Annotated in this window: 24 protein-coding genes; 7 read left to right on the top strand and 17 right to left on the bottom strand. The window is 28.9% G+C overall.

What is annotated here, in order from left to right; genetic code table 11:
- Nucleotide 1: 1 nt before the first annotated feature.
- Both nusB and pyrF read left to right on the top strand, forming a co-directional pair.
- Nucleotides 2-400 carry a transcription antitermination factor NusB gene (nusB, locus tag FPD38_RS02865; protein ID WP_147555290.1) on the top strand — a complete coding sequence of 133 codons (399 nt, stop codon included), beginning with the start codon at nt 2-4 and terminating at the stop codon, nt 398-400.
- Complete coding sequence (pyrF, locus tag FPD38_RS02860; protein ID WP_147555289.1) at nt 397-1,080, top strand: orotidine-5'-phosphate decarboxylase; 684 nt, start codon at nt 397-399, stop codon at nt 1,078-1,080. Before nusB ends, pyrF begins: the two co-directional genes overlap by 4 nt.
- Nucleotides 1,081-1,091: 11 nt before the next feature.
- On the opposite strand, the gene FPD38_RS02855 is transcribed toward pyrF, so the two are convergent.
- The 11 genes from FPD38_RS02855 to rpmH are packed head-to-tail and all read right to left on the bottom strand — an operon-like array spanning nt 1,092 to nt 12,143.
- Nucleotides 1,092-1,505: an META domain-containing protein gene (locus FPD38_RS02855; protein WP_147555288.1), complete on the bottom strand. Its 414-nt coding sequence runs from the start codon at nt 1,503-1,505 to the stop codon at nt 1,092-1,094.
- A gap of 11 nt (nt 1,506-1,516) precedes the next feature.
- Complete coding sequence (locus tag FPD38_RS02850) at nt 1,517-3,109, bottom strand: methyl-accepting chemotaxis protein (RefSeq protein WP_147555287.1); 1,593 nt, start codon at nt 3,107-3,109, stop codon at nt 1,517-1,519.
- 10 nt (nt 3,110-3,119) lie between these two features.
- Nucleotides 3,120-4,652: a bifunctional phosphoribosylaminoimidazolecarboxamide formyltransferase/IMP cyclohydrolase gene (gene purH, locus FPD38_RS02845; protein ID WP_147555286.1), complete on the bottom strand. Its 1,533-nt coding sequence runs from the start codon at nt 4,650-4,652 to the stop codon at nt 3,120-3,122.
- A gap of 2 nt (nt 4,653-4,654) precedes the next feature.
- On the bottom strand, nt 4,655-5,428 hold the full coding sequence (locus tag FPD38_RS02840; RefSeq protein ID WP_147555285.1) for a molecular chaperone DjiA: 774 nt from the start codon (nt 5,426-5,428) through the stop codon (nt 4,655-4,657).
- 3 nt (nt 5,429-5,431) lie between these two features.
- Nucleotides 5,432-7,609 carry a phosphoribosylformylglycinamidine synthase subunit PurL gene (purL, locus tag FPD38_RS02835; RefSeq protein ID WP_147555284.1) on the bottom strand — a complete coding sequence of 726 codons (2,178 nt, stop codon included), beginning with the start codon at nt 7,607-7,609 and terminating at the stop codon, nt 5,432-5,434.
- Between the two features lie 13 nt (nt 7,610-7,622).
- A complete protein-coding gene (gene mnmE, locus FPD38_RS02830) occupies nt 7,623-8,951 on the bottom strand; it encodes a tRNA uridine-5-carboxymethylaminomethyl(34) synthesis GTPase MnmE (protein WP_147555283.1) in 1,329 nt (442 codons plus the stop codon).
- Nucleotides 8,948-9,787 carry a Jag N-terminal domain-containing protein gene (locus FPD38_RS02825; RefSeq protein ID WP_147555282.1) on the bottom strand — a complete coding sequence of 280 codons (840 nt, stop codon included), beginning with the start codon at nt 9,785-9,787 and terminating at the stop codon, nt 8,948-8,950. The genes mnmE and FPD38_RS02825 overlap by 4 nt, the downstream gene beginning before the upstream one ends.
- A complete protein-coding gene (gene yidC / locus FPD38_RS02820; protein ID WP_147555281.1) occupies nt 9,771-11,354 on the bottom strand; it encodes a membrane protein insertase YidC in 1,584 nt (527 codons plus the stop codon). Before yidC ends, FPD38_RS02825 begins: the two co-directional genes overlap by 17 nt.
- Entirely contained in the window at nt 11,318-11,698 is a 381-nt protein-coding gene (gene yidD / locus FPD38_RS02815; RefSeq protein WP_147555280.1) for a membrane protein insertion efficiency factor YidD, read from the bottom strand. Before yidD ends, yidC begins: the two co-directional genes overlap by 37 nt.
- Nucleotides 11,686-12,012: a ribonuclease P protein component gene (gene rnpA, locus FPD38_RS02810; protein WP_147555279.1), complete on the bottom strand. Its 327-nt coding sequence runs from the start codon at nt 12,010-12,012 to the stop codon at nt 11,686-11,688. Before rnpA ends, yidD begins: the two co-directional genes overlap by 13 nt.
- Entirely contained in the window at nt 12,009-12,143 is a 135-nt protein-coding gene (rpmH, locus tag FPD38_RS02805) for a 50S ribosomal protein L34 (protein ID WP_147555278.1), read from the bottom strand. Before rpmH ends, rnpA begins: the two co-directional genes overlap by 4 nt.
- Nucleotides 12,144-12,283: 140 nt before the next feature.
- Between rpmH and FPD38_RS02800 the strand changes: the two genes are divergently transcribed.
- The 3 genes from FPD38_RS02800 to FPD38_RS02790 are packed head-to-tail and all read left to right on the top strand — an operon-like array spanning nt 12,284 to nt 14,570.
- Nucleotides 12,284-12,754, top strand: coding sequence for a GNAT family N-acetyltransferase (locus FPD38_RS02800; RefSeq protein ID WP_147555277.1), 471 nt, complete (start codon nt 12,284-12,286; stop codon nt 12,752-12,754).
- Nucleotides 12,754-13,365, top strand: a complete 612-nt coding sequence (locus FPD38_RS02795; protein WP_147555276.1) for a uracil-DNA glycosylase family protein — start codon at nt 12,754-12,756, stop codon at nt 13,363-13,365. Before FPD38_RS02800 ends, FPD38_RS02795 begins: the two co-directional genes overlap by 1 nt.
- The gene (locus tag FPD38_RS02790; protein WP_147555275.1) at nt 13,362-14,570 is read left to right on the top strand and encodes a hypothetical protein; all 1,209 of its coding nucleotides are present in this window, start codon (nt 13,362-13,364) and stop codon (nt 14,568-14,570) included. The genes FPD38_RS02795 and FPD38_RS02790 overlap by 4 nt, the downstream gene beginning before the upstream one ends.
- On the opposite strand, the gene FPD38_RS02785 is transcribed toward FPD38_RS02790, so the two are convergent.
- Genes FPD38_RS02785 through FPD38_RS02770 form a run of 4 tightly spaced genes read right to left on the bottom strand, consistent with a single transcriptional unit; the run spans nt 14,557 to nt 22,079 of the window.
- Nucleotides 14,557-14,937, bottom strand: a complete 381-nt coding sequence (locus FPD38_RS02785) for a YbgC/FadM family acyl-CoA thioesterase (RefSeq protein WP_147555274.1) — start codon at nt 14,935-14,937, stop codon at nt 14,557-14,559. The genes FPD38_RS02790 and FPD38_RS02785 overlap by 14 nt on opposite strands.
- A gap of 11 nt (nt 14,938-14,948) precedes the next feature.
- On the bottom strand, nt 14,949-16,520 hold the full coding sequence (locus FPD38_RS02780) for a pentapeptide repeat-containing protein (RefSeq protein WP_147555273.1): 1,572 nt from the start codon (nt 16,518-16,520) through the stop codon (nt 14,949-14,951).
- 10 nt (nt 16,521-16,530) lie between these two features.
- Nucleotides 16,531-18,378, bottom strand: coding sequence for a pentapeptide repeat-containing protein (locus FPD38_RS02775; protein ID WP_147555272.1), 1,848 nt, complete (start codon nt 18,376-18,378; stop codon nt 16,531-16,533).
- Nucleotides 18,378-22,079, bottom strand: a complete 3,702-nt coding sequence (locus tag FPD38_RS02770; protein WP_147555271.1) for a DUF7149 domain-containing protein — start codon at nt 22,077-22,079, stop codon at nt 18,378-18,380. The genes FPD38_RS02775 and FPD38_RS02770 overlap by 1 nt, the downstream gene beginning before the upstream one ends.
- A 149-nt stretch (nt 22,080-22,228) precedes the next feature.
- Between FPD38_RS02770 and FPD38_RS02765 the strand changes: the two genes are divergently transcribed.
- Complete coding sequence (locus FPD38_RS02765; protein WP_147555270.1) at nt 22,229-22,879, top strand: thiol:disulfide interchange protein DsbA/DsbL; 651 nt, start codon at nt 22,229-22,231, stop codon at nt 22,877-22,879.
- A 13-nt stretch (nt 22,880-22,892) separates the two neighbouring features.
- Nucleotides 22,893-23,603 (top strand): protein-disulfide oxidoreductase DsbI, encoded by a 711-nt coding sequence (gene dsbI / locus FPD38_RS02760; RefSeq protein WP_147555269.1) that lies wholly within the window; start codon nt 22,893-22,895, stop codon nt 23,601-23,603.
- Between the two features lie 34 nt (nt 23,604-23,637).
- Here the strand turns inward: dsbI and FPD38_RS02755 are convergent, their stop codons facing one another.
- Both FPD38_RS02755 and FPD38_RS02750 read right to left on the bottom strand, forming a co-directional pair.
- Complete coding sequence (locus FPD38_RS02755; protein WP_147555268.1) at nt 23,638-25,038, bottom strand: anaerobic C4-dicarboxylate transporter; 1,401 nt, start codon at nt 25,036-25,038, stop codon at nt 23,638-23,640.
- Nucleotides 25,039-25,159: 121 nt separating this feature from the next.
- Entirely contained in the window at nt 25,160-26,428 is a 1,269-nt protein-coding gene (locus FPD38_RS02750) for a M20/M25/M40 family metallo-hydrolase (protein WP_147555267.1), read from the bottom strand.
- Nucleotides 26,429-26,440: the final 12 nt, after the last annotated feature.

Genomic DNA, 26,440 nt, shown 5'->3' with positions numbered 1-26,440 from the left:
AATGGCTACAAGACATCAAGTAAGACAAAGCATTGTTTCATTATTATATGCTGCGCAGTTAAATCAAGAAAATCAAGAATTTATCGATGAGTTTTTAAATGAGAAAAAAATTCGTAATGATCAAAGAAAATTTACTCTTGATTTATATCAAGGTATCAATGAAAAATTAGAAATTTTAGATGAGAAAATTAATGCATGTTTAAAAGAATACAAGCTTGATGGGGTAGCAAATATAGAAAAAGCTATTTTGCGTTTGGGTGCTTATGAAATTTTATTCACTCAAACACAAAAAGCTATTATTATCAATGAAGCAATCGAACTTGCTAAGGAAATGGCTGGAGATAATGCGCCAAAATTTATCAATGGAGTTTTGGATAAGATTTGCAAGGAAATAAAATGAAGCTTTGTGTGGCATTTGATCTTTCTAGTTTTGATGAGTGTATGAATTTGGCTAAAGAGCTAAAAGGTTTAGATCTTTGGGTGAAAATAGGGCTTAGATCTTATCTTAGAGATGGAGTGAGACTTTTAGAAGAAATTAAAAAAATTGATGATTTTAAAATTTTTTTAGATCTTAAACTTTATGATATACCAAATACCATGGCAGATGCTTGTGAAGAACTTGCTAGATTAGATGTTGATATGATTAATATCCATGCAAGTGCAGGTCAAAGAGCTATGATGAGTATAATGGAGCGATTAAACAAGTTAAGCAAAAGACCTTTGGTGCTTGCTGTTTCTGCTTTGACTAGTTTTGATGAGGATGAATTTAAAACTTTATATAATCAAGATATTAAAAATGCTGTGTGTAATTTTTCTAAAATAAGCTATGAAAGTGGTCTTGATGGTATGGTGTGTTCGGTTTATGAAAGCTTGTTGATAAAAGAAAGCACTTGTAAAAATTTTATTACGCTAACTCCTGGAATCCGTCCTTTTGAAGAAAATTTAGATGATCAAAAAAGAGTAGCCAATTTGCAATGCATAAAGGAAAATCTATCTGATTTTATAGTAATTGGAAGACCTATATATAAAGCACAAAATCCTAGAAAGATTTGTGAAGATATTTTAGCTGATATTAAATAAGCCTTTGAGGCTTATTTGAGATATATCTTGATTTTTTTGTTATCTAAAATAATACCTTCGTTATTGTTATTTTGGATTTGAAAATCTCCGCTGAAATTTTTTAAGAAATTGTCTTCAAAATTCATAGATTCATTATCACAAAGCATTTTTGTAGAAGCAAGACTATTGTCTATTTTTATAGTATTGCCATCTTCTGTGTAGGTTCCAAAAAATCTATTGCAAGCTGCATTTCCAAATACTCTTTTGTCTCTATTGTCAAAACTAATATTTGCTTGTGTGTTTTTTGGTATAGTGTAGGTTTTGCCATTAACTTCAAAATGGGTAATGGTAAATTCTTTATTTTGCAACTCATTTACACTCAAAGTCGCTACCGAACAAGCACTAAAAATCAAAGCTGCTACTCCTAATAAATATGTTTTTTTCATTAATTCTCCTTTTAAACATGAAAATGTTTTAATTCGCTTTCTAAATTCTTACATACCACATTTAACTCATAAGCAACATCGAGTAAAATTTTAGAAATTTCTTCATTTTTGTCGCTTAATTCAACGGTTTCTTGCATTTTATTTAACAAATATTGTAAGGTGTTTTGTGTGCTTGATATTTTCTGCATACAAGCATTGGCTAAATCTCTTGCATTTTCATTACAAATTTTTACTTCATTTGTGCCTTCTACAAGTTTTTCTGCATCTTTGTTTAAAGAATTTATTTCTTGAGCATTGTGTTTTAATTCTTTGGCTACTTCGTTAATGCTTCCTACTAATTGCTTTGTGACATCAGCAATATTTTTTAAAAATTCTTCTGAGTTTTGGGCTAAATTTCTAATATCATCAGCAATTACTGAAAAACCCCTGCCAAATTCTCCAGCTCGAGCAGCTTCTATACCAGCGTTTAAAGATAAAAGATTGGTTTTATCAGCAATTTCTCCCATCATATCAGAAGCTTTTTTAATCTCTTCTGCTTGTTTTTCCATTATTTCTACTTTGCTAGATAAAACATCTTCATTTTGTGCGGCATATTTTACCTTTTCTACTACTTGGTGTAAAGAATCAAGCATGGTATTTAACACTTCAAATGATTTTACATTAGCTATGTTTGCATCATTTGAAAGTGTAGCTAGTTCATCAAGTTCGGTGTGAATTTGCTCACTTAAGCGATATGATTCATCTGTTTTTATATGACCTTCTTTGGTTCTATTTGCTAAATTTAGAGCATTATCGTTAAGAAGCTTTGCTTGTGAATCAACCATTTTAGAATTAGAATTCGTAGCAATAACGGTATTTTGAATTTTTTCGATAAAATGATTGATATATCCACAAGCTTGACCTATCTCATCTTTGTTTTTTATATTAATTCTTGCTCGTAAATCTCCATCGCCACTTGCTAGTTCTTTTGCGTGTTTTAAAAGATTATTAACAGGGGTTCCAACGACTAATTTTAATATATAAAGCACTGCCAAAACGGTAAAAATCAATGCAATGGTAAATATCACAATATAAGTTTTAGCAGAATTTCTTAAGTCATCATCAATGTGTTTTAAGTCATTATACATATCCATAACCCCTAAAACATCACCTTCTTTTGCATTAGCATGACATGCAAGACAAGATTGATCAGCCACTAAAGGCCTAATTAGTCTTAAATGGTGACCATTTGTGTCAGTAATTTCTAATGTTTTTATGCTTGGATTTAAAAATTGTTCAAGTATAATTTGCTCATCGCTTTTTGCAAATTCTTTAATCTCAAAAAGTTCTATGGTTTTATTAGATGGATAAATTTTTATACTTTTAACTCCTTGCAGTTGCCCAGCTTCTTTGATTGTAGTCTCTATTACGCTTGGATCGCCTAAATTCATAGCCATTCTCAGTGTTTGGAAAATAGAAGTACTAAGCGTATTTAAATTTGCCCGACTAATTTTATTGGTTGTATCTTGAGAATCTTTTTGCAATATCATTTGCATTATGATAAAACTTATTAATAAAGTTAAAATCATTGCTAGTGATATTTTTGCACCAATACTTTTAAACATCCTTAACTCCTTAATGTAGAAAATGTCTTATGCCGCTAAAATAAAGTGCTATATTGTGTTCATTTGCAGCTTTTATTACCTCATCATCTCTAATGCTTCCCCCAGGTTGCACGATAGCTTTTACTCCTATTTTGCTTGCTTCATCTATGCTGTCTCTAAAAGGAAAAAAAGCTTCACTTGCTAAAACACAACCTTGCAAATCAATCTTCATTTCTTTAGCTTTAGCAATAGCGGCTTTAGCAGCATCAATGCGACTTGTCATGCCCATGCCAATTGCAACCATAGCTTTATTTTTAACATAAACAACATTGTTTGATTTGGTAAAAGCTGCTATTTTTAAAGCGATTTTAAGATCTTGTAATTCTTCTTTGCTAGCTTGTTTTTGACTTTTTAGTGCTAAATTTTTAATTTCTACATCACTAATTTCATCGCTATTTTGATAAACAAAGCCTCCATTGATATGCTTAAAATCATATTTATCATAAGCTTTAATTAAAAATGGAGATTTTTGAGTGAAAATTTTTATACGCTTTTTGTCTTTAAAAACCTCTAAAGCTTGCTCATCGACATTAGCTGCTATGATGACTTCAATATAAATTTCATTAATTTTTTTTGCAAGTTCTTCGTCTAATATCCCATTAATGGCTACTACTCCTCCATAAGCACTTACATTATCGCATTTTAAGGCTTCAATATAGCTTTGTAATAAATTTTCTTTTATAGCAAAACCACAAGGATTACCATGTTTTATAATAGCAACAGCTGGAGCTTGATCAAAAGCACTTGCTAAATTTAATGCTGCATTGATATCGGTTAGATTATTAAAACTTGCTTCGCCTTTTAAAGCGATGAAATTATTGGTAAAAAAATCATCAAATTCGTATAAAGCTCCATTTTGATGAGGATTTTCACCATATTTGGTATCAAAAACTTTATATCCTGCTATAAATTTATGATTTCCAAAGCCATTGTTAAATCGTTCATTCATATAATTTGCTATATAAGCATCATAGTTTGCTGTATGCTCATAAGCTTTTATCATCAAATTTAAGCGAAATTGTTCATTATTTTTGTGTTCTTTTAAGGCTAAAATTATATGTTCATAATCATTTGGATCACACACGACTATCACATCTTTGTAATTTTTAGCAGCGCTTCTAATCATAGCAGGACCACCAATATCGATGTTTTCAATGATTGTGTCAAAATCATCGCTTATTATAGTGGTTTTTTTAAAAGGATATAAATTTACACATACTAAGTCTATGCTTAAAATATCGTGTTCTTTAGCTTGTTGGATATGATTTTTATTGCTTCTTTTGTGTAAGATTGCTCCATGAATTTTTGGATGTAAAGTTTTTACGCGTCCTTCAAAAAGCTCAGGACTTTTTGTAAAATCACTAACTTCGGTGGTTAAAATACCATTGTCTTTTAAAAGTTGAAAAGTTCCACCTGTTGAGAGAATTTCAAAGCCTAAATTTTGAAGTTCTTTAGCAAATTCGACTATACCTTCTTTTTCGCTTACACTTAGCAATGCTCTCATAATCATCCTTTTTCGAGGTATTTTTTAATTTTTTCATACGCTTTGTTTATTTTTTGAAATTTTTCTACGCCTTGTTTTATTTCTTCTTCGCTGACATTGTTTGCATTTAATATATCAGGATGGTATTTTTTGGCTAATAATCTATATTGTTTTTTAACCGCATTTAAATCAGCAGTATTTGAAAGCTCTAAAATACCAAAAGCCTCATCAAGACTCATTTCTTTTTTTGAAGATTTTAAGTTGGATAAATTTTGTATAAAAGAGATAAGCTCGGTTTTTGCTATGTCAAAAGCTTTGGCGATTTGTTCTAAAATTTCTTGTTTTTTTGGAGTTAATTCTCCATCGATTAATGCCATAAAAACAAGCACCCTAAGCACATTAAATCTTTCACTTTTTGGAAGTGGAACTTCTTTTATAAAATCTTTTGCTACATAAAAAGCATCGTTTAAATTTTCTTTGTGTTCATTAAAGCTAATTTTTAAAAATTTTCTTTCTCTATCATCTTTGGCATTTGCATCTAAAATTTGACTGATCATATCAGCTTCTTCTTCGCTAACGCGTCCATCGCTTTTAGCTATTTTAGCCAAAAGCGCTATGGTATAATAATTCATTTTTCTTTTAATTTCTTCTATTCTTTCTTCCATCATACCGCGAACAAAACCTTTTGCAAAACCCTTTGCTCCACGACTTGCTGAATTTAAAAAATCTTGCTTACCCCAAGTTTTATAATACCAATAAAACACCAAAATTGCTAAAACTAAAATCACAAAAATCATTTTTTATCCTAAATACTCTTCAAATTTTTTAAAATAAATTTCTTGTAGTTTATCTAAAGAAATTTTTATATTATCTAAAATAAATTCTTTTTCGTTGATATTTCCGAGTTTATTTATTTTAAGATTGAAATGTTTTATAAATTCTAAAAATTGCACTTCATTTTTTACACCCACTATCACACGAGTTGGACTTTCTTCAAAAATAAAACTTTCATCATTAAAATAGCTTTTTGCTTTGATACCCAAGTTTGCTTTTGCACTCATTTTGGCTAAAGTTATAGCAATGCCACCTATACCAACACTATTAGCACAATCTAATAAATTCAATTCATTAGCTTTAAATAAAAAATCCCATAAAGTTAATTCTTTATCAAAATCAATTTCATCAAGTTTGCCTGCTACTTTTTGATCTAAAACTTTTGCGATTAAAGAACCACTAAAATTACCCTTAGTATCACCTATGAGATAAATTGCTTGAGTGCTTTTACTAAAAAATGATTTTAAAACTTTATTAGCATTTTCATTAATCCCAACACAAGCTATAGTTGGACTAGGAAAAATACTAATTTTATCAGTTTCATTATATAAAGATACATTACCACTTACAACAGGAGTGTTAAGCTTTGCGCAAGCTTGTTTTATACCTTCACAGCCCATTGCAAATTGCCACATGACTTCGGGATTTTGCGGATTACCATAATTTAAACAATCACTAATTGCTAAAGGCTTTGCACCTGAACATGCTACTTTTCTACCAGCGCTTGCTACGGCCATTGAAGCTCCTATTTTAGGATCAACATAGTTTAATCTTGAATTACACTCAATTGCTACTGAAAGCAAACATCCATTTTCTTTTACTCTTATGCAGCTTGCCCCAAGCGCTCCATCGCTTTTTAGGGTATTTGTTTGCACACTAGAGTCAAATTGCTCATAAATATAAGCCTTATCGCTTACATTTTCATTAGCAAGTAGTTTTTCAAAAGCTTCTTGTGTGGGAATTTTTAATTTAAATTGATAATTTTGAATTTCTTCTAAATATTTTGGTTTGACAATAGGTCTATTTAATACAGGTACTTTTTGACTTAAAGGTTCAATCGGTATTAATCCTACTAAATTTCCATGCCAAAAAAGCTCCATTTTCCCTGTGTCGCTAACTTCTCCTATAATAGCTGCATCAAGCTCCCATTTTTTAAAAATTTCAATAACTTTTTCTTCGCAACCTTTTTTTGCACAAATTAGCATTCTTTCTTGAGATTCGCTTAGCATGAGCTCATATGGAGTCATTCCTTCTTCTCTCATAGGGGTTTTATCTAAGAAAAGTCTCATTCCACTACCTGTGCGTCCTGCCATTTCAAAAGAACTTGAGGTAAGCCCAGCTGCACCCATATCTTGAATACCTATAATATAATCAGTTTTAAAAAGCTCTAAACAAGATTCCATTAAAAGTTTTTGAGTAAAAGGATCGCCAATTTGTACTGTAGGTCTTAAATTTTTATTAGCTTGATTGAAACTATCACTAGCCATCACAGCTCCACCAAGTCCATCTCTACCGGTTTTTGAGCCTACATAAATTACAGGATTTCCCACGCCTTGAGCTTTTGCATAAAATATATCTTTTATTTTGCAAGTACCAAGCGCAAAAGCATTGACTAAAATATTACCATTAAAGCATTCATCAAAAGCACATTCTCCGCCTATGGTCGGCACTCCCATGCAGTTTCCATAGTGTGAAATTCCTTTTACCACACCTTTGACTAAGTATTTTTGATGTTTGGCAATTTTTTCATCATGGATATTTCCAAATTTTAAAGAATTAAGTCCTAGTACAACCCTTGCACCCATAGTAAAAACATCACGCAAAATTCCACCCACACCTGTTGCAGCTCCTGCAAAAGGTTCGATAAAACTTGGATGGTTATGGCTTTCTATTTTAAAAACTGCCCCCATACCTTTACCTATGTCAATAACCCCTGCATTTTCTCCAGGTCCTTGCACTACCCAAGGAGCTTTTGTAGGAAAACCATTTAGGTATTTTTTACTTGATTTATAAGAGCAATGCTCACTCCACATAGCAGAAATAACCCCAAGTTCGAGCAAATTTGGTTCTCTTCCTAAGATATTTAAGATTTGTTCATATTCTTCATCGCTAAGTTTATGTTGGGCGATAATTTCTTTGTCCATGCTTTTCCTTTTTTTATTTACCTAGGCAAAAATTGCTAAACATTTCTTCTAAAATTTCATCTCTTTCAAATTTGGTTGTAAATTTGGACATTTCTTCTATGGCCAAATTTAACTCAAACGCAAAAAGTTCCAAAGAACTTTCTATGAGTAAATTTTTAGCTCGTAAGATTGCTTCACTTGCGTTTTTGCAAGCATTTAAGATCAAGGTGTTGCTTATTAGCATACCATCTCCATCTAAAGTATTTAGATAATCATTTAAAGCATCTTTTATAGCTGAGCTTGATTGTTTTGCACAAATTTTTATACATGAATTTTTAATTTCATGATCAAATTTATATTCTAAATCGTTTTTATTTAAAACATAAAGAATTTTTTTATCAGTATTTTTTAAAACTTTTAAAATTTGCTCATCTTCATCATCAAATGCTCTTGATCCATCAAAAACTACTATGATAATATCTGCTTCATTAATGCTTTCATAGCTTAAATTTACGCCTATTTTTTCTATCTCATCGCAAGTGTTTCTAATACCTGCTGTGTCAATTATTTTGATTAAATGAGAACCGATTTTTAAATTTTCTTCTATGCGATCTCTTGTGGTTCCTGCTATGTTTGAGACTATGGCTCTATCATAAGCTAATAATGAATTTAACAAAGAGCTTTTTCCTGCATTGGGTTTTCCAATGATTGCTACTTTAAAACCTTCAACCAGGCCTTTTTTTCGCAAGGAAATATCTACAATTTCACTTAAAAGTGTTGAATTTTTTTCACACATTAAGATGATTTGATCTAATAAATCTTGAGGTAAATCATCATCTGCATAATCAATGCTAGTTTCTACAAATGCTAAAGTTTTAACTAAATCAACTCTTATAGTATTTAAAAATTTATGCAAATCACCTTTTAAATTTTTTGCGATAATACTAGCAGCACTTGCTGATTTTGACATGATAAGTTCTTGTATGCTAATAGCTTTTAAAAGATCCATTTTTCCATTTAGACAAGCTCTTTTACTAAATTCTCCAGGTTGTGCTAAACGGATGTTTGAGCTAATTAGCTCATCTAGTAAAATTTCACTCAATGCAAAACCACCATGTAGATGAAATTCTACTACATCTTCGCCTGTAAAAGAAAAAGGAGCTTTGAAATAAAATACTAAAGCTTCATCTAAGAATTCGCCATTATTTTTGTAGATTTTACATAAGTGTGCATAACGCGGAGTGAGTTCTTTTTTATGAGTAAATGCAAGAGCAATTTCTAATGCTCTTTGCCCGCTTACTCTAATTATACTAATAGACCCTAAGCCATGTGCTGTAGCTATGGCTGCTATGGTTTCATTCATTCATTTTTCTTCAGAAAATCATTAACAATGATGTATCTTTGATCATCGTTATTTTTAATCGCCACATACTTGTCAGGGAAGTGCTCTCTAAGTTTTTCTAATATAAGTTTTAACCAAATTCCTTCAAGTGGTTTTGTTTGAACTCTTCCTGTGTTTTCTACTTTTTCTATAAGAATTTTTAAGTAATTTTCTATAGCTTGGGTTTGATTTTCTAAAAATTGTGCAATTTCAAGTCTTGGTTGAATTTTGTATTTTAAATTTAGCCAATTATAAAGCAAATAAGAAAAAGCTTTATACCTATGAGCTTCTTTACCTATAAGCAAAGCTGCATCTTGTCCATCTAGTTTTATCAAAACACAATTTTCATCCCAAACACTCACTTGTATCACTTTAATATCAAAATCAAAAGTAGAAAGTAATTTTTCGAGTGAAATTTTTATCTCATAAATATACAAAGATATATCTTTTTTTTCATTGGCTTCTTTGTGAAAAGAAGTAAAGATAGCATCGTCTTTAACTTTATAATACTCTTTTTGTGGAGTTTGATGAGGTTTTGTAGAAATAGTTTCTTTGTATTCTTTTTTTATTTCATTTTTTTCATAATTTTTATTGTGGGTATGTTTAGTTTTTTCATTAGAATTTTTCTTATTATTATAGTCTTGCGAAGGATTTTTTTTGCGACCTTTGACAAAAATCACTGCATTTTTTTTAAATAAGCCAAAAAATCCAATTTTAGAATGCTGAATTACTTCATATTCTAAATCTATGACAGAGCACTCAAAGTGTTTAGATGCTTCTATAAGTGCTGTTTGTAAATCTTTAGCTTCTATGTTCATGTTTAGTTATTCCCTCTTGCTTGTGATTTTTAAAAAGTTTATTAACAATTACTTGTTGGATTAAAGAGCAAATATTATTTACACACCAATATAGTGTTAATCCAGCAGGGAAAGTTAAAAAGAAAAATGTGAAAATCAAAGGTAAAAATTTCATAATTTTTTCTTGCATAGGATCTTGTATAGCCATTGGAGTTATGAGTTGTTGTAAGAACATTGTAAGTCCCATAAAAATTGGTAATATAAACCAAGGATCCATCACTGATAAATCTGTAATCCAAAAAGCCCAAGGAGCAGCCTTTAGCTCTATAGCATTAAGTAAAACTCTATAAATAGCAAAAAATATTGGAATTTGTATGAGTATAGGTAAGCATCCACTCATAGGATTAGCACCATGTTTTTTATATAGTTCCATCATATGTAAATTCATTTTTTGAGGATCGCCTTTATAGCGTTCTCTAATTTCTTTCATTTTTGGAGCTAAATCTTTGAGCTTATTCATAGATATCATTGATTTGTAAGTTAATGGGAAAAGAATAATACGCACAATTAAAGTCATAACTACAATAGCCCAACCCCAATTTCCCATATATCCATGTAAGAAATTTAAAAATTCAAACATAGGTTTTGCTATAAAGGTAAACCAACCATATTCAACTACATCATCTAAATTTGGATTAATATTTCTTAAAACATCATGTTCTTTTGAACCTATGTAACCACTCGCTTTGAAATTTCCATTAGCACTTGCAAAAATGATAGAATTCTCATTAGTATCTTTTGTTGCTACTGCATTGAGTGGGTTTTCAAAATTATAAAATAAAGCAGCATAATAGCGATCAAAAGCTGACATTAAAGTAACATTTGAAAAACTCTCATCATTTTCTACATCACCATCTTCTAAAATGGTTATTTTATCTTCTTTATTAAGGATTAAAGCACCATGGACGGTGTAGCTATCTACTGCTATATTTGGGCGATAACCAGGGGTTATAAAATATGGTATTTCTTTGCTTAATTGCACTTCTATATCATAATTTCCATATTTATAAAATGTAAGTTTTTTGGTGATTATTACATCGTTTAAATGCTGAGTTAGTATAAGAGTGCTATTTTCGTCGCTTACTTGTATTTGTTTTTGATTTGCTGTATAAGAAGTGTTAAAAGCTTCTTGGTTGATCTTGCTATCGCTAAATCTTATTTCTAATGGTAGTGGCGATAAAGAAGTATCTACTAGATTGATATTGTTTCCATTTTCATCTTTGTATTTTTCATCACTTAAATAAAATTTAGAAATTCTACCTAAAGAATCAATATGCGCTTCAAAATGCTCACTTTTAACAACAGCTATTTGTTCTTTTTGATTGATACTTAATTCTGTTTTTAGTGCTTGTTTGGTGTTGGTACTAACTGAAATTTGTGGAGCTGAATTGTTTTGTTCTATTTGCGTTATATTTTGTTCTACGATAGGAGCTTTTGGAATAAAAAAATAATCATAAACTACAAAAAATAAAAATGATAAAACGACAGCAATTAATATGCGTTTTTGTTGAGATAAATTATCTGACACGGATTGTCCTTTGAAAATATAATCTTAATGAGAAAAAATTGATTATCCTTACAAGGGATATATAAATATTTTAGTTGTTTTAAGGCATTGATTTTAGGTTTAAAGCAAATACCTGAGTCAAAGTGTTTGTTAATTTTTGGATAATCAATGCCACCTTTAAAAAATGGATTGCATTTTAAGATTCTTAAACAAACTGCACCAAAAGCTTTAAAGATATTATTTTTTTTAAATTGCCATAAAGCATATTCAGAGCAACTAGGATAATACCTACAACATCTTGGTTTTAAAGGGCTTATGAAGAGTTGATAAAATCTGATGAGTTTAATACAAATTATTTTATGCATCCTATTTTTTTAAAACCCCATTTTAAATTTTTTTCTAATTTTGAAAAAGAAATCTCATTAATACCTATTTTGGCAACAAGTATGTATTTTCCGTTTTCAACTTGATTTCTAAGCTGAAAAAAAGCTGATCTTAGCAGTCTTTTAGCTCTATTTCTTACCACAGCTTTTCCAACTTTTTTACTAGCTACTACAGCAAATTTTTTTTCTAGGCTAGGTGTATAAAATATAATTACACCTTCGCAATGCCATTTTTTACCATCTTTATAAATCGCTGAAAATTCACCTAAACTATTTATGCTTAGAAAATTTTTTATACAGCTAATTTTTTTCTACCTTTAGCGCGTCTAGCATTGATAACTTTGCGTCCATTTTTTGTTTTCATACGCACACGAAAGCCGTGAGTTCTTTTTTTAGGAGTATTGTGCGGTTGGTATGTTCTTTTCATATTTTTTCCTTAAACTTAAATTAAAAACAAATAATAAAGCTCATATGCTATCAAATTCTTACTTAAATCTGCTTTTAATTAAGAGTTGTTTTTAAAAGTTTTTGATAAATTTTTGCGTTTATTTTTTGGAGGTTTTAAAAATGGGATTTGAAATTTGTGAAAGCAAAAAAGAAGATTTAGAACAAATTTTAGAGCTGATTAAAGAACTTGCAATCCATGAAAATATGCTTGAAGATGTAAAGTGTAGTGTAAAAGATTTAGAGCAGTCTTTTTTTGAAAATAACTATGCAAAGGCTTTAAGTTTAAAAGTAGATGGAAAAATCATAGGCTATGCGATGTATTTTTATACTTTTTCATCTTTTTGGGGTTTGGGTGGATTGTATTTAGAGGATATTTATATACAAAAAGATTATAGAAATAAAGGCTATGCAAAAGCTGTATTTAAGTATCTTGCAAAAATTTGTAAAGAAAAAAATCTCAAACGCTTAGAATGGGTATGTTTAAATGATAATGATTTAGGTATAAATTTTTACACAGCTTTAAATGCCAGACATATGAGCCAGTGGAGAACTTATCGTTTAGAAGGAAAAAATCTAGAAGCTTTGTTTTGATGGATAAAAGAAATTTACATTATCTTAAAGCTTTTGGCTTTGAGTATATAGAAGAAATTAAAGATGTTAAAAGATTAAATTTAAGTTTCAAACAATTGCAAAATGTGGTGAAAAACTGCACTCTTTGTAATTTTTCAAAATTAAGAAAACATTCTTTAATGGAAGAAGAAGCTAAAAAGGCTAAAATTTTGATTTTTCAAAATTATGCCGATAAAGAAGAAAATGAAAGTGGAAAACTTTTTGCTTCTAAGTTAAAACAGGATTTTTTGCATAATTTTCAAGGAATTTTAAACTTAAAAGAAGAAGAAATTTATTTTTCTTATATGTTAAAATGCTTTAGTAATTTTAAATTTGATGAAAATGCTGTGAAATTTTGTTTGCCATATTTTTATAGCGAGCTTGAAATTGTAAATCCTAAGATGATTTTTTGTTTAGGTGAAGAAGCTTTTTTAAGCTTAGGATTTGAAAATTTTAAAGTGCATATTGGCCAATGGCTTAGATTTAATCAATATTTTATCATGCCACATTATGATTTAAATTATTTGAGTAAAAATCCTAGCTTGTATGCTAATTTTATAGAAGATGTTAAGAAAATTAAAGGTTGTTTATGAAAAGAATTTTTCTTTGTATGATGGTGAGTTTTACGCTAGTTTTAAATGTTTTTTCAAAAGAACAAAAGCTTTCTTTTGTGGAACCAAGCGAGGCGTTTTATCCAAATTTGGAATTTCAAAATTGTGACAATGAGTGCTTATTTACTCTTTTAGAATCGGGATTTTATTTTAATTTTTTATCAAGATTTAATCCACAAATTAGCAATGAACTTTTGGTAAATATCTATGCTAAGCTTTTAAATTCTATCGTTGATTTTGAAAAAAAGATACAAAAAAATGCAAGCATAAAGCTTGCTATTATCATACCTGAACAAACTATAAAAAGCTATTCAAATACCATTATAAATTCAAGTATAGCTTATCTTTTAAGACAAAGAGCACAGATTAAAGTTAAAGTATTTTTAATAGGCACTGAAGAAGATAAAAAAATTGCAAAAGCTTTAAATGACATTCAAAGTGAAAAATTTAATTATGTCATCGCAGGTTTTACAGAAAAAGGAACAGATATCTTGCTTAAACAAGATTTGCCATCAAGTGTCAAATTTTTCATCCCTACAACCCATAAAAAACACTTTGATGCACAAAAAGAAAATGTGTATTATGGAAGCATAGATTATCAAAAACAAATTCAAAAACTTTTAGAGTATTCTAATGGTAGAAATATTATTTTTTCTGATGGTACTAGCCTTGCAAATCGCCTTGATAAAGAAATTTTAAATATGGGCAATGGTAATGAAAAAATTTATACTATAAATACTGCAAAATTTGATTTTAGAAGTGTATTGCATAAAAATCAAAGTTTTAACAATGCAAGTATATTTTTAAATACTTCTTTGATTAAAACAGCTTTGGTCAGCTCTCAAATTCGTAGCTATGATTTAGAGCCTTATGTGCTTTTATCTACTCAAATAAATTATAATCCTGTGTTATTAAGTTTGACACAGATTAATGATAGAAAAAAACTTTTGCTAGCTAATTCTATATCTAATGAAGATCAAACCTTGTCTTATCTAAATGAACTTTTTTCGCAAAATATTAATTATAATTGGATAGCGTATGCAACTAGTGTAGGGCTTGATTATTTTTATACACAATTTTTAGAAAAAGATGCTCAAAGTATTTTTGAAGAAAAGCTTAATGAAAATCAGTTTGATTACAAAGTAAAAATCATTAGCTCAAAAGGATTAGGTTTTAATCCTTTATAAAAGTAGTAAGAATTTTTATAAATTTATCTTCGATAGGAGCTACTTTGCCAGCTTTGATAAAAGCAAGGGTAAATTCAGCTTCGAAGATTTTGTCTTCATTTTTGTAAATTTCTTGTTTGATGATCATAGAAGCTTTTTTTAGTTTGACAAGATGAGTTTTTACTTCTAAAATATCGCCTAAAAAAGCTGATTTTAAAAAATTACAATTAGCCTTTGTCAGTAAAAAGTGCCCCAAATCTTTGTCAAAAATTTGCGTATCGTTTTGAAAAAAAATCTCACTTCTAGCTCTCTCACAAAATTTTAAATAATTACTATGATATACCACTCCACCCGCGTCAGTATCTTCATAATATATGCGTATTTTCATACAAACTCCTTTTATTTTGGAATGATAGTATTTTTTCTAGCAGTTTTTTGCAATGAAAAAAGCACTAAAATAACAAAAGCAAAGTATATTACCGATAAACTAAGCATTAAAGGATAGTCTCCTTTGATATTTTTTTCTAATAAATTTCCTAAAATTGGTATCAATATACTGGCTTTGACAAGTAAAATTAAAACACAAGAAATATAAGCACTTATTACTACACAAATTCTTGCTAATTTATTTTTTTGGATATTTAGCATAGCAAAGGTTAAAATAAAAGCTATCAAAAGACTGATTACAAAAATATGGGCAAATAAATTAGATAGATTAAAGCATTTAAATAACAAAAAAGAAGCATTGCTAAATAAAAATAATTTTACAAAAATATCAAATCGCATTAAAAGCATTAAAACCACCAAAGCACTAATGATGAAAAAATTCACAAAAGTTTCATTTTGTAAAATATGCTCTAAATTTGTAAAATCTTTTTTTATATTAAAATCTAAAAAATTATAAGTGATTTTACTTGCATCTTTGATGATGTATTTTTCATTAAATGTCGTATCTATAATGCTGTATTTAGCTTGTTCTTGGAAATTTGGTATTTTAAAGTGATTAATAGCAAAAGAAAAAAATCCAAAAAGCATAAAGATTATAAGTAGATTGTGAAATGCTTTTAGTAAATCTGTGTGATGATCGCAAAGTTTTCTATAAAACATTAATTGGAATTTATCCATTTTTTCTTTTATAGTCCTATTTTTTTTAGCTGAAAGCTCTATCTCTTTACAATAAAGCTCGTATTTGTGAAATTTGGAAGCATCTAAAAGATTATTATCTTTTATGAGAGCATTTTTAAAGGTTTTAAAAGAATCCCTAAAGTCGTTAGCTCTATACTCGATTTTAGAATTTAAATGGATATTGTTTTGATTATAAATATTTTCTTGTAGCTTATCAAAGGTAAAGTCTAAATTAGTATTTGTGGTGTTTAAATTTTCTTTGATATTGTTTTGGAAAAAAACAAAGCATTGTGAAAATATACAATTATAAAAAGATAAAGATTTTTCAAAAGAATTTTTAAAAAATACACATTCTCTCTCAAAATTGTTTTTTGCAAAATAGGCATTTTCTTTGAAGATATTGTTGTAAATGCTAGTATTTTTTACTTTATTTTCTTCAAAACAAAAATTTAAAAATTGATTTTCAAATATAGAAACATTTTGGAAGTTATTTTGCCCGATGTGTATTTTACGTAAAGGTTTTTCTACCCATAAAATTTGAAAGTCTTTGTAAAATATACTATCTTTTATGATTACACTACCACTGAAATTTTTCCTTATCAAAAAGCTATCTTTAAATTCGCAAAGTTTAAATTCTATAAAGTGTATAGGGTTTTCTAAAATGAAATTTTGTATTTGACAATTATAAAAAAACAAATGATATTTTTCAAAAATTTCTATGTTTGTTTTTTTGATAGCACAATTTGTGATTTGATATAAATCAGAATTTTCTATATATGAAATTTCATTTTTAGCTATGTTTAATTTTTGTGCGATTTCTTCTTTGATTTGCTCGTGATTTTGCATTATTTTCCTTTTAGTTTGGCACGATGGAATTTTTTCTAATCGTTTTTATGAAAGAATACACAACAAAAGCAAAAAGCAAAGTATAAATTCCACCAATCGCACTTAGTGGGTCTAGCAAAGCCCTTTTGTCTGTGAAAATTCCTATTGCTTGTATGAGAATTTTTGGAGAAATTATCATAATGCAAACAATCACTAGGTAAGATAAAACTATAAAAATCTTTCTCATAAATTTAACGCACAACGCCAAAATAACCAAAAACAAATATGCAAAAATTATCAGCAAATTTGTAAAAAATATAAATAGATAATGATTTTGTATCAAAGATTTTATGTGCTTATCATAAAAATCTAGTGAAAAATACAAATGATTTATGCTAATTTTATATCCAAGATAATGATTAATGCTAATAATCGTTAAAAAGCTTAATATACCAAAAATTCCTATGATAATAATGAGCGAATTTAAACTTTGTAAGATATCAGTATGATGATCGCAAAGTTTGCGATAAAAGAAAAGTTGCCATCGCTCGATTTTTTCTTTTAAGCTTTTATTTTCTTTATGTTTTAGTTCTAATTCTCTAGTGTAAAGCTCTTGAGCTCTTAGTTCTGAAGCGTCGATTAGATTATGATGGGCTATACGATTGCTTTTTAATTTTCTAAATAAATCTCTAGCATCAAGCAATGCTTTATATTTATCAGTGATATTATTTGTTCTATTTTGTAAATCTTGAAAATTATATTCTATATATTTATGCTCTATATTAAATTGATTAGAAAAAGTGCAGTTTTCAAAATTTGGTTTATTGTTAAAATTAACTTTATCAAAAGTTACAATATTTTCAAACACAACATTATAAAAAATCAAATCATTAATATTTAAATTTTCAAAATTTGCAATACTTTTAAAAGTGGAATTTGAGAAATAATAAGAGTTTAGTCGTTCAGCGGTATTGACAAATTTTACTCTATTAAATTCTACTTGATTAAATTCAAGTATATTGTTAATGGATAATATATTTGCAAATAATGTTTCGCCCTTAAATCTTGAAACAGCAAAACTAACCTTTCCTTCAAATTCAACTTCAGAAAAATAACATTTGTTTTCAAAATGTGTTTCTATAAAGTTATTTTTTACTTCTGTATTATTTACATCAGTTTTTGCTAAAAATTTAGTTTGCATAAATCTTGCTTCATTTTTAAATTTGGCTATATAAAAACTAACTCTTCCCTTAAATTCAACTTCGGAAAAATAACATTCACTTTCAAAATGTGCTTCTTTAAAATTATTTTCTACTTCTATATTTTTTATATCAGCCTCTGCTAAAAATTTAGTTTGTATAAATCTTGCTTCGCATCTAAATCTAGCAATAAAAAAACTAACTCTTCCTTTAAATTCAACTTTAGAAAAATAACATTCACTTTTAAAACACACTTCTTGAAAAATACTTTGTGCTAAAAAATTAACTTGTGTAAATCTTATTTCAGATTTGAATCTTGAGCAAGAAAAATTTGCTATTTTGTAAAATGTTATTCTTGAAAAATCAATCATATTTTCAAAAATACAATGTATGATTTTAATTTTTTCTTTAAAAGATAAATCCCTAACAGCTAATTGATTTTTAAAAATACAATCTAAAAAAATAATTTTTATATTATTTTCTTTTGCAAAATGAATGTTTGAAATTTCACTATTTTTTATTTCAATTATTTTGATTGTGGTTTGTAATTTTTCAAAGTCAATTTTTTTTATAGTAGAATTTTTTATGCTAAGTTTGTATTTTTTTATAATAGGATTATCATTTATTTCATCTATATAAATTCCAATTTTTTTTAGTTCTTCTATTTTATTTTTTTCCATTACTTTCCTTCAATGATTTTTATTTCTTCTTCGGTTAGGTTGTAGAGTTTATAAACTATAGAGTTTATTTTGTTTTCTTGTTCTTGGGTGTTTGCGTTTTTATTTTGCTCTTTGGCTTTTAAAATTTCATCGACTAAACTTACTAACTCATTTGCTAATTTTTCATTTTTGGAATTTATTTTTGGTATAGGAAGTTTTTCTAAAAATGCTTTTTTATATCTAAACCCACTTTCACCCAAATTTCCACCCGCATAAAATGATTTAAAGATAAAAGCTACAAAATCATTATTTAAAAAAGCTATTAAATATTTTAAATTTTCACCCGTTAAAACAAAGCTAGTAGCTTCTGCGTAAAAATTTAAATTTATATCTAAATAAAATTGTGGCTTTCTTACTATTTCACTATATACAATCTTTTCCTTTTCAAATTCTTCATAATAAGCTATGTTATCTTGAGTTTCAAACCATTTATTACTTGTTTTCTTACGACAGCCTTTTTCTCCACTTTGCTCTATGCGTGGTAAAAAATTAGATAGATAAGATTTTAATGATGGATATTGCTCTATATCGATTTTTAAACTAGGGAAAGTTCCTATCACCCAAAGTCCTGCCCATTCATAGCTGTATCTTTTTATATCTCGTCCGCGTAGCATTTTGCGTATGAGTTTTGCGGTGCGTTCTTTTTCGTCTTCGTCTTTACAATTAGCTAAAATTTCATCTTTTTTCTCGGTAGTGATGATGAAGGCTTCGTTTAAACCTGTTTTAATGCCATAGTTTATATTTAATCCGTGCCAATCTTTAAGCGGAGTGCCGAATTTTTCTATCTTGGTTTTTAGTGCATTTGTGCTTTCATCATTGAAAGTAAAGCTTTCTTTGCTAAGTGAGTTTTGAGAGATATTTAAAAATTCTTTTATAGCTGAAATTTCAAAGTCATAGTCTTTTAAAAGCTCGTTGTTTAAGCTTAGATATTTAAAGGTATTTTCTTTGGTTTTTGATTTTTCAAAGCTAAGTATGGAAGTATCTACCGTAGCACTATCGAAGACTTTTATGCCGTTTAAGTCGATGTATTTTAAAATGCAAGTATTTTTTAACAAAAATTCACGCAAAGGTTCTCCATAACCTGCACGGGTGTATTTGTTTGAAGTGATGAAAGATAAAATTCCATTTTCTTTTAATACATTAAAGCCTAGCTCGTAAAAATAAGTATAAATATCTGCTGTGCCTTTATAGACTTTATAGTTTTTGTTTAAAGTGTTTTTTAGCTCTTTTATCTCTTCTTGTCTTATATAAGGTGGATTGCCAATGATGAGATCAAAACCTTTGAAATTTCCACTCTCATCTAGCACTTCAGGAAATTCAAAACGCCACTCAAAAGGCTTTGAGCTTTCGAGATTAAAGATGCTATCGTAAGTTTTTTTAAGCTCGTTAAATTCTTTTTGTGCTTGTTTTTTGTCAAAGTCTAGTTCAAATATATTTTTAGAAAATAAAGATTTAAATTTAAGATCGCTTTCATCTTGTGCTAGGTAGTCGCCGTATTTTTTAGAATACTCATTTGCGTTGTTTGTGAGAGTTTTTATCTCTTTTGCAAAGGTATCTTTTAGGCAGAAATTTTTAAAACTTTCTTTGATATGGAGTATTTGTTTTGCAAGTTTGCTTTTGTCTTCATAAAATCCTTCTTTATAGTCTTTTACTACTTGTTTGTAATGGTTTATGCCTTCTTTGATGTTTGGATAGTTAGTAAAATCTTTGTTTGTGTTAAAATAGCTTATGAGTGAATTTCCGCATTTTATGTTTATATCGATGTTTGGTAGGGTTTGGAGTGAGTTGGTGTTTGTATCATTTTCAAAGATATAAAAGCTGTATTTTAAAAGCTCTATCCATAATCTTAGCTTAGTGATCTCACAAGAATTTGGGTTTATATCTACTCCAAAAAGACAATTTTCTATGATGAGTTTTTTGCACTCAAAAAGCTCTTGTTGAATTTGGTGTAAAGGATCGTTTTGAAAATTTGGCTTTTGGTAGTGAAAAATTTCTTTATCATTGACAAAAACTATAAATTCATCGTTTTCAAGTTTTGCTTTTGATCTAAGTAGAGCATTGATTAATCCTAATTCATACACTATAAGCATAAGCTCATTTAAAGCTGAAACTAAAAAATGCCCACTTCCTACAGCTGGATCGCAAATTTTTATACTTAATATAGTGTCTAAATACTCTTTTTGTTTTTGGGTAGAAAAATTTCTATCTATAAGCATTCTTAGTTCTTGTATGCTTTTGGCTTTAAAATCATAAATTTTTTCAAATTTGTCTAAAACTACTTTGCTAATGCTTTCTTTGCACATATAAGAAGTGATAAAGCTTGGGGTATAAAAAGAACCTTCTTTATAGCCATTTAGTTTTTCAAAGACATTTCCTAGGACGCTTGAATTTATAAGCTTGTCGTGGTTTGTTTTTAAATTTGCTTGTATGTCTTTGTTTGTGGTGGTAAAGTCATAGGCTTTTAAAAAGGCAAAAAGATATTCTAAAAGCAGCAAGGAGTTTTTGTCTTTATAGAAAGGATCTTTTTTAAGTATGGAATTGGTAAAGATTTTTAAAGGCTTAGAATTTAAGAGTTTGATTTCTTTACCTTGGGCTTCTTGTGGTGTTTTGTCAAACAAAGATGAATTTAAATAAGGCACAAAAGCAAAATCGCTAATATTTCTTTGATCTTCTTTTTTGGCTAAAACTTCAAAGAAAAGTTCTGATAATTTAGCAAAATTTGGAATTTTTTCTTCATCTAAGAAAGGCTTTTTTATGTGATTGAAACTTAATAGCATGGATTCAAATAATCTTAGAAATAAAATTCTATTATTCCACGCGATTAAAAGAGCAAAGATGTCATCAAAGCTTATATCTGGGTAGCTTTCTTTGATGGCGTGACTGATTGTATTTGGTTCTTTAGAAAGAATGATTTTTCTATCATTTTCTTCTAAACCTAAGATGTAGAGTAATTCTTCGTAAAATTTTTTATTAAGTGCGTTAGCGTCGTAGTTTTGCTTTTGATTTAGCAAGGTAAAGGGTGATAAAATTTGATAAATATAAGACAAGCTTTCTTCGTCTAAATTTTCTTTTAAAATAAAATGAGTGTAGTTTATACTAGAGTCTAAAGTGGCTAGATAATCATAAGTTTTGTCAAAAAATTCTTTTGTTTTGGTGCTGGTGCCTTCTTTTTGCTCGCAATTTTTAAAATAAGTTAAGATGGTTTTGTCATTGGTAAATAATTTTTCAAATTCTTTTGCGTTTATGATGAAGTATTCACAAGCATTACAAATGATGATGTGTTTGATGGAATTATTTTTTAAAATTTTTCTTTCTCTTAGAAAATACAATATGCTTTCACAAAAGGCTTTGGAGAGTAAATTTTGGCTTGATTTTGGAAATTCAGTTTTGTTTATAGTGGATTTTACTTCAAAGATGACATTTATTTTTTCATCTTCATATATGGCTAGGTCTATTTTGTTTTTAATGTTTAAATCGTAATGATAAACGCTTTTTAAAAAATTTGAAATTTCATTTTTTTGATACTCTTCTTGGGTTTGTTTTAAGGCTTTGCTTAAAAAATTTGAAATTTGTGTTTTAAAATTTTCTATGGTGATTTTTGATGGAATTTTTATAGAGTATTTTTCGATGAATTCTTTGGGTGATAAACGATTAAAATGCATATTTTTCCTTGATTTAAATAATAAATATTTTATCTAAAATGCTATAAGAAAATCATAAAACAATACATAGTAAATACTTTTAATATAGTGCAATTTTTTACAAGTGTATGTTAAGATTATAATTTAAATCATTAAAATTAAGGAAAACAATGAAAAATTTTAAATTTTGTTTGAAGTTTGTCGTGATTTTGGCTTTTGTTTTTAGTGTGAGTGCTCATGCACTTAGTGAAGGTAAAGAATATATAGTGCTAAAAAATCCTATACCAAATGCACAAAATTCTTTGATAGAAGTTTTTTCTTATCGTTGTATTCATTGTTTTACTCATCATAAGTTTAATACTTTAGCTCAAGTAAAAAAAGCTCTTCCAAATTTAAGGTATGAGATATTTTCAGTGAGTTCTATGAGTGAAAATGGATGGGCTTTAAATGAGATGCTTGCTTTGGCTTCTTCTCGAGAAAAAGCTTTGGGTAAGGATAGTGCCAGTGAAGATAGTTTGACTCATAGTTTGGCTGATGTGTATTTTGTAAGTCATTTTGAGCAAAAGCAAGATCTAAGCGATGTGGATTTTTTTTATAAATTAGGTTTGAATGCAATTAGTGCGAGTAAGCAAGAATTATACGAGTTTTTGCAAACGCAAGAAGCTAAAGAAAAATTAAATGCTTACGCTTTGGCAAATGAAATCGCTAAAAATTATGGCACCCCTGCATTTGTAGTAAATGGAAAATATCAAATTAATCCTGAGTATATCACTTCTTTGGAAGATTTGATAAAAATTACACAAGAATTAAGCAAAATGTGATTTTGGTTGGTTGATGAAATTTATAAACAAAATAGCCACTTGGCAAAATACCACTACACCATGGATCATAATAGCTTTTGTTTTTATAGTTTTGGTTTTTATAGCGCATTTTTTCTTTCAAGAATTTCTTTATATGAAGCCTTGTGAGCAATGTGTTTATATAAGATTTGCAATGTTGATTGTGGCTATTGGTGCTATTTTAGCTATGATTAGCCCTAAGAATAATGTTTTAAAAATATTTGCCTATGTATTTGCTTTTTGGGGTATATGGCTTGGGGTTGAATATAGCATCGTTTTAAATCGTATTTATGATGCGGTGCATTCTGAAAATCCTTTTTCTGGGATTGTTGGATGCAAAGAAGTGCCTGTGTATCCTTTTAATCTACCATTATATGAATGGGCTCCTAGGTGGTTTTTACCTACGGGTGAGTGTGGTATGGATATGCCTGTAGTTCCACAAGAAGTTTATAATAATCTAAATGCTGTGCAGAAATTTTTTATAGGCACTCCGCCAAAATTTGAAGATGGATTGTATAGCAATGGATGGTATTTGATGCCAAATACGGAATTTATAAATATGGCTACTTTTTGTCTTTTGATTTTTATAGTGTGTTTGGTTGTGATAGGGGCGATGTTTTTTTCGTACATTTTGTTTCAACCTAGAGCGAAAATTTGTGCTTTGGTGGTTGTGATTATAGTTTTGACTTTAAAATTTTTAGGATAATAAGCATATAATTTAAAGGGCTTAAAGCCCTTTTTTAATTTATATATCCTACGCCTAAAGCTAAGAAATATCCTGCTATACAAGAAGTTATAACTCCTATTAGTCCTGGTAATATAAAACTATGATTGATGACATATTTACCTATTTTTGTAGTGCCTGATCTATCAAATTGTATAGTAGCTAGATCACTTGGATAAGTTGGTAATATATAATAACCATAGCAAGCTGCTGCAAAAGCCACAATTACTCCCGAATCTACTCCAATACCTAAAGCAAGTGGCACAAAAGCTGATATAGCCGCTGCTTGAGAATTTACAAATTTAGATATAAGTAAAAGCATCAACGCATAAGTCCAAGGGTGCTCTTTTACGATATCTCCTAGGGTTTGTTTCATCATAGGTGTATGCACTGCAAACATAGTATCTGCCATCCATGAAATTCCAAAAACCGCAACAAGCGCTATCATACCTGATTTGAAAATTTCATTTTTAGCGATTTTACTAGGATCTAATTTTGTAAAAATTATCAAGGCTGAACCTGCTAAGAGCATAAACATTTGTATGGTGGTTACCATACTCATAGGTTTAGTAATGCCTTTTGTGTTTGTAAATTGTGGTCTAAGTTCTGGAAATGCACCTAAAATAGCTACTATAACAATAGCACCTAAAAATATCCACATGGCAAGCCATTGAATTTTAGGCAATTTTTCTCCAAGTAAAGTTTTGCTTTCTCCATAGATGTATTTTTTAATTTCTGGATTTTGTAATTTGGTTAAAAATTCTGGATCTTTGTTTAAATCTTTTCCTCTAAACCATGAAAAAATTCCAATAGCTAAAACCCCAATTAGCGTAGAAGGTATGGTAATGGCTAGTAAATCCACATATCCATCAAATCCTACTAAAGGATGTTTGTTGATTTCTGGATTTAAAAGTAGGGCTGTTAAGCTAACCACTGCTACTGAAACTGGACTTGCTATGATACCAAGTTGGCTTGAGATGCTTGAAGCTGCCGTTGGTCTTTCTGGGCGAATTCCGTTTTTAATAGCTATATCATAAATGATTGGCATCATGGTATAAACTACATGGCCTGTTCCACAAAGCATAGTCAAAAAGCAAGTGGTAAATGGTGCTAGGATAGTCAAAAATTTTGGGTTTTTTCTCAAAACTTTTTCGGCTATTTGAAGCATTACATCTAAACCGCCGCTTGCTTGTAAAGTTGCACTTGCGACAACTACTGCTAAAATAGTAAGCATTACATCAATAGCAGGTTTTCCTGGTGCTACAGCAAAACAAAAGCTTAGTATCAATAACCCTATACCGCCTAATAAACCCAAAGCAATTCCGCCTTTTTTTGCTCCATAAAAAAGACAAATCAAAACAACAGCTAGTTGAATGCTAAATTGCACACCCTCGCTAAGACTAGTTAGCACTTGCATTTTTACTCCTTGACTTGAAATGAATTAAAGTATAATGCAAGAAATATTAAGAGTAAATAAAATATAAATTATTTTAAATATCTATATTTACCAATATTTATTATAAATATTGGTAAAAAAGTTATTGGTATTTTTTTAGGATATTTTTTAGAATTTTATCGATCTTTTCAATTGACGCTATTTCGCATTTTTCATCTGTAGAATGAGGACTAAAAATATTTGGTCCTATGGAGCAGCATTCTAAAGGTTGTTTAGCACTTAATATACCACATTCTAAACCTGCGTGGATAGAGTAAAGTTTGGCAACAGCATTTTCTTCTTCAAAACATTTTAAAATTTCTTCTGCGAATTTAGTATCTGTGTTTTCCCAAGGAGGATAAAAATTTGCACTACTAATTTGACAATTTTGCATTTTAAAATAAGCCAATGTTTCAAATTCTATATTTTTTAATTCTTCAAGATTATTTGATCTTGCAAAAAGCTCAAAATGAAATTTATCTTCTTTTTCATAAGCTAAAGAAAGATTAATACTAGTTTGAACTAAATTTAATTGAGAATTAAAACTCCTAACACCTTGTGAAAAAGCATTGATGAGATTTAGAATATCTTTTGAATTTTTGTAGTATTTTCTTTTGATTTTTCCTAAATTTTTGATTTTAAAGTGCTCATTTTCTTGTGGTTGATTTTTAAAAAATACAACAGCTTTTGCATGTTTTGGAATAGAATTAATTCTTTCTCCACCATTAAATTCACAAATTTCACCATCGTTTTGACTAATAAATTTAGCCATTTCTTTTATGGAATTTTTTATATTTTTGACTATATCAATTCCTGAATGCCCGCCTTTAAAATTAATCGCTTCAATCTCATAGCAATTTTCTTCTTTTTCGTCAAAAATAATGGCTAAATTTGCAAAAATATCCACTCCACCAGCGCAGGAAATGACAATCTCGCTATCGTTTTCATGATCTAAATTTAAAAGTTTTTTTGAAAGGAGTTTTAACTCTAAATTATTTGCTCCATTTAGTCCAACTTCCTCATCGTTTGTAAAAAGACATTCTATATTTTCATAATCTTTCAAAGCTTGCATCATCAATGCTACACCTATGCCATTGTCTGCTCCAAGACTTGAATTTTTTGCTTTTAAAAATCCTTGATCTTCATAAACTTCTACTTTAGGAGCTTGACCCATGCAAACCATATCATAATGACTTTGCAAACAAATTTTTGGTTTGCCTTTGTAGGCTTGGATATTGCCTGCTTTATCTACATTGACAATGCAATTTTGCTCTTTTGCATAGGAAATTAAAAAATCTTTTAATTGTTCGTTTTCATAGCTACAATGTGGTATTTTAGAGATTTGCTTAAAATTTTGTATAATTTGTGTCATATTTTCTCCTTT

This window comes from Campylobacter volucris (assembly GCF_008011665.1).
Classification (GTDB): Bacteria; Campylobacterota; Campylobacteria; order Campylobacterales; family Campylobacteraceae; genus Campylobacter_D; species Campylobacter_D volucris_A.
This window is presented reverse-complemented; position numbering and strand designations above follow the sequence as displayed.

Excerpts from the sequence above, each read along its gene's own strand:
- nusB (WP_147555290.1), top strand. The coding sequence starts at position 2 with ATGGCTACAAGACATCAAGTAAGACAAAGCATTGTTTCATTATTATAT.
- FPD38_RS02840 (WP_147555285.1), bottom strand. The coding sequence starts at position 5,428 with ATGATTTTTGTGATTTTAGTTTTAGCAATTTTGGTGTTTTATTGGTAT.
- dsbI (WP_147555269.1), top strand. The coding sequence starts at position 22,893 with ATGAAATTTATAAACAAAATAGCCACTTGGCAAAATACCACTACACCA.
- FPD38_RS02775 (WP_147555272.1), bottom strand. The coding sequence starts at position 18,378 with ATGGAAAAAAATAAAATAGAAGAACTAAAAAAAATTGGAATTTATATA.
- FPD38_RS02755 (WP_147555268.1), bottom strand. The coding sequence starts at position 25,038 with ATGCAAGTGCTAACTAGTCTTAGCGAGGGTGTGCAATTTAGCATTCAA.
- FPD38_RS02790 (WP_147555275.1), top strand. The coding sequence starts at position 13,362 with ATGAAAAGAATTTTTCTTTGTATGATGGTGAGTTTTACGCTAGTTTTA.
- FPD38_RS02825 (WP_147555282.1), bottom strand. The coding sequence starts at position 9,787 with ATGAACATAGAAGCTAAAGATTTACAAACAGCACTTATAGAAGCATCT.
- FPD38_RS02780 (WP_147555273.1), bottom strand. The coding sequence starts at position 16,520 with ATGCAAAATCACGAGCAAATCAAAGAAGAAATCGCACAAAAATTAAAC.
- FPD38_RS02770 (WP_147555271.1), bottom strand. The coding sequence starts at position 22,079 with ATGCATTTTAATCGTTTATCACCCAAAGAATTCATCGAAAAATACTCT.
- yidD (WP_147555280.1), bottom strand. The coding sequence starts at position 11,698 with ATGCATAAAATAATTTGTATTAAACTCATCAGATTTTATCAACTCTTC.
- rpmH (WP_147555278.1), bottom strand. The coding sequence starts at position 12,143 with ATGAAAAGAACATACCAACCGCACAATACTCCTAAAAAAAGAACTCAC.
- FPD38_RS02785 (WP_147555274.1), bottom strand. The coding sequence starts at position 14,937 with ATGAAAATACGCATATATTATGAAGATACTGACGCGGGTGGAGTGGTA.
- FPD38_RS02795 (WP_147555276.1), top strand. The coding sequence starts at position 12,754 with ATGGATAAAAGAAATTTACATTATCTTAAAGCTTTTGGCTTTGAGTAT.
- FPD38_RS02765 (WP_147555270.1), top strand. The coding sequence starts at position 22,229 with ATGAAAAATTTTAAATTTTGTTTGAAGTTTGTCGTGATTTTGGCTTTT.
- FPD38_RS02850 (WP_147555287.1), bottom strand. The coding sequence starts at position 3,109 with ATGTTTAAAAGTATTGGTGCAAAAATATCACTAGCAATGATTTTAACT.
- FPD38_RS02800 (WP_147555277.1), top strand. The coding sequence starts at position 12,284 with ATGGGATTTGAAATTTGTGAAAGCAAAAAAGAAGATTTAGAACAAATT.
- purL (WP_147555284.1), bottom strand. The coding sequence starts at position 7,609 with ATGGACAAAGAAATTATCGCCCAACATAAACTTAGCGATGAAGAATAT.
- FPD38_RS02855 (WP_147555288.1), bottom strand. The coding sequence starts at position 1,505 with ATGAAAAAAACATATTTATTAGGAGTAGCAGCTTTGATTTTTAGTGCT.
- mnmE (WP_147555283.1), bottom strand. The coding sequence starts at position 8,951 with ATGAATGAAACCATAGCAGCCATAGCTACAGCACATGGCTTAGGGTCT.
- pyrF (WP_147555289.1), top strand. The coding sequence starts at position 397 with ATGAAGCTTTGTGTGGCATTTGATCTTTCTAGTTTTGATGAGTGTATG.
- FPD38_RS02750 (WP_147555267.1), bottom strand. The coding sequence starts at position 26,428 with ATGACACAAATTATACAAAATTTTAAGCAAATCTCTAAAATACCACAT.
- purH (WP_147555286.1), bottom strand. The coding sequence starts at position 4,652 with ATGAGAGCATTGCTAAGTGTAAGCGAAAAAGAAGGTATAGTCGAATTT.